Raw genomic sequence first — 3,130 nt, forward strand, 5'->3', positions numbered from 1 at the left:
ACCTAGATCTCGGGGTCGCCCTCCAGATGGCGCAGGTAGCTCTCGACGATCGCGATCGTTTCGCTATGGCCGGCGGACATGTCAAGCGCCTGCTCGATCACCAGGACTCGGGACACACTGGTCATCAGCACCGACCACACCAGCGGGGGCACCTCCGCCGGGCCCCCGAGATCCTTGCCGTAGCGACCGAGGACCGTCGACAGCGCCTTTTGTTGCTCGTCGCGGAAACGCTCGGCGTAGTAGGCAATTTCGGCTCTGAGCGCTTTGCGGTGGTTGGCCAGCGCGATGAATTCCATGGTGATCGCGGTGGCCGCCGGATCGGTGCTGAACCGCCACAGCGCCCACAACGGTTGCCGCGCCTGCAATACCTGCGCTTGCGCCTCAAGGCCTTCCTCGGCGCGACGCCGAAACGCGGCCAGGAACAGATCGTCCATGGTGCGGAAGTAGTAGTGAACGAGCTGCGGCTTCAGCGCCGCCTTCTCCGCGACACGACGGGAAGTGACTGCGGCATAACCCTCTTCGAGCATCAACTGCTCGGCGGCGTCGAGCAGCACGCCGCGGTTCTTGGCGTCGGGTGCCCCGATTCTTCGCGCCGAAGTCATGCCTTGGCTCCAAAATCCTGCTCGTCGCGTGCTCAACATCGGTGATCGTAGCGTCGGGCGACGCAGCGACCTTGACCACGACATTAGCGCCATGCTAAGCAGGTGCTCAGCAATTACTGCACTTTTGCCGACTTCAGATCCCGGCGGCGCACGCCGCGCCGCCCTCACACCACGGGTAAATCAGCCTCGGGAGGCGCGCGTAAATGACAATCCCTAATTCAACGTTCGATTCCATCGACTTTTTCACCGACCCGTCCCTGGTTCCCGATCCGCATCCCTACTTCGACTACCTGCGCAGTCAAAACCCGGTGCTGCGGCTACCCCACCACAACGTCGTCGCGGTCACCGGGTGGGAAGAGGCCAACGCGGTCTATAAGGACCCGGATACCTTCTCCAACTGCGTCGCGCTCGGTGGTCCGTTTCCGCCGTTGCCGTTTGAGGTCGACTGTGACGACCTCAGCTCTTTGATCGATGCGCACCGCGACCAGTTTCCGATGTTCGAGCACATGGTGACGATGGATCCGCCCGACCACACCCGCGCACGTTCGATCCTGAGCCGGTTGCTCACACCCAGCCGGCTGAAGGAAAACGAGGAGTTCATGTGGCAGCTGGCCGATCGCCAGCTCGAGGAATTTCTCGACAACGGCGAATGCGAGTTCATCGCCGAGTATTCAAAGCCGTTCGCGACGTTGGTGATCGCTGACCTGCTCGGTGTCCCGGAGGAAGACCACAAGCAGTTCCGCCATGTATTGGGCGCCGACCGCCCCGGCGCGCGGGTAGGGGCACTGGATCACGAGTCGGTCGGCATCAACCCGCTGCAGTGGCTCGACGACAAGTTCTGCTCATACATCGAAGACCGGCGCAGCAATCCCCGCGATGACGTGCTCACCTCGTTGGCGACGGCGCAGTACCCCGACGGATCCACGCCCGAGGTGATCGAGGTAAGTCGTTCAGCGACATTCCTTTTCGCCGCGGGGCAGGAGACCACCGCCAAGCTGCTGTCCGCGGCGCTGCAGGCGCTCGGCGATCGACCCGAGGTCCAGCAGAAGCTGCGCAGCGACCGCAGCCTGATTCCGGGATTCATCGAGGAATCGCTGCGGATGGAGAGCCCGGTCAAAAGTGACTCCCGGCTTGCCCGCAAACCGGCCACCGTCGGCGGCGTCGACATTCCGGTCGGCACCATCGTGATGGTGTTACCCGGTGCCGCCAACCGTGATCCGCGCCGATTCGAAAATCCACATGAGTTCCAGCTCGACCGCAAGAATGTTCGCGAGCACATGGCGTTCGCCCGTGGCGTGCATTCCTGCCCCGGCGCACCGCTGGCCCGGGTCGAGGGCCGCGTCTCGCTCGAGCGCATCTTGGACCGGATGTCCGAAATCAACATCAGCGAAACCAAACACGGACCCGCTCGCGAACGTCGCTACAACTACGAGCCGACGTACATCCTGCGCGGGCTGTCCGAACTGCACCTGACTTTCACGCCGCGGCCAGCGCTGGCGCCAGCGCGCTAGCCAACGGCTCTGCCATTTCTGCGCTGAAATCGCGAATCGCCTTGGTGCGCAACGGCTTGTCGCGAAATCCGCCGTACGCGTGTCGACCCGGGGTCGTGGTGTCAGCTCCGCGAGCACGCAGATTTATCGCAATACCCTCACTGGTAGATGCGACCAGCCGGTGAAGTTGATCGCATTAACCCGTTTGCAGCCTTCCCAGATGACCTCGTAGCGGGGCATGAACTCGAGCATGTGCTCTAGCGCCACCGCGGTTTCAATCCGGGCGAGGGCGGCGCCAAGGCAAGTGTGGATCCCCGTCCCGAATCCGAAGTGTTGTGCCAGGGTGTGGTCGCGATCGATGTAGAACATGTCAGGGTCGGGAAATACGCTGGGGTCGCGATTCGCCGAAGCACCACACAGCAACACAGGTTTGCCCGCCGGGATCGTGACCCCGTGCAGCGTCGCGTCTTTCAGCGTCCATCGCGCGTTGTACAGCACTGGCCCGTCGTACCTGAGTAGCTCTTCTACCGCGGCAGGAATCTTTGCGCGGTCATCGAGCAGTTTCTGCCATTGGTCGGTGTGTTTCGCGAAGATCGCCACGGCGTTGCCTACCAGGTTCTTCACGGTCGACACGCCCGCGCCGCCCAACAGCATTGCGAAGAGGGTGATCTCATAGTCTTCCAAGCTGCTGATCTCCCCGGCGTCCCGCTCGATTTCGGCAGCGATGAGCTTGCTGATCATGTCGTTGGCTGGTTGCGCACGACGTTCTTGCACGAGGTTGTAGTAATAGGCGGCGGTTTGTATCTGGGCCTGAATGCCGGCCTCGCTTCGGTCTATCTCGCCCGGCTCATTGCCGATTCCCTTGTCGACCAATGTTCGTAGCTCTTCGCGGAACTCGTCGGGCACACCCAACATAGCGGTGATGACGTCCACCGGAAAAAGAGCAGAAAAATCGTGGATCACATCGAACCGGCGAGGATCGGCGTTTTGGAGGTAATCCCGAACTAGTTCGGTGACCGTGTCGCGCAGTGACTCGAT

At 62.1% G+C, this 3,130-nt stretch carries 3 protein-coding genes; 1 reads left to right on the plus strand and 2 read right to left on the minus strand.

Going from position 1 to position 3,130, the window contains the following annotated elements; translation table 11 throughout:
* Positions 1-2 precede the first annotated feature (2 nt).
* Entirely contained in the window at positions 3-602 is a 600-nt protein-coding gene (locus tag WAN71_RS23100) for a TetR/AcrR family transcriptional regulator (protein WP_422227559.1), read from the minus strand.
* A 203-nt stretch (positions 603-805) separates the two neighbouring features.
* Here WAN71_RS23100 and WAN71_RS23105 point away from each other — a divergent pair, with 203 nt between their 5' ends.
* Positions 806-2,113: a cytochrome P450 gene (locus tag WAN71_RS23105; RefSeq protein ID WP_422227560.1), complete on the plus strand. Its 1,308-nt coding sequence runs from the start codon at positions 806-808 to the stop codon at positions 2,111-2,113.
* Positions 2,114-2,236: 123 nt separating this feature from the next.
* On the opposite strand, the gene WAN71_RS23110 is transcribed toward WAN71_RS23105, so the two are convergent.
* On the minus strand, positions 2,237-3,130 hold an 894-nt coding region (locus WAN71_RS23110), incomplete at its 5' end, for a cytochrome P450 (protein WP_422227561.1).

Source organism: Mycobacterium sp. (assembly GCF_049280035.1).
In the GTDB taxonomy this organism is placed as follows: domain Bacteria; phylum Actinomycetota; class Actinomycetes; order Mycobacteriales; family Mycobacteriaceae; genus Mycobacterium.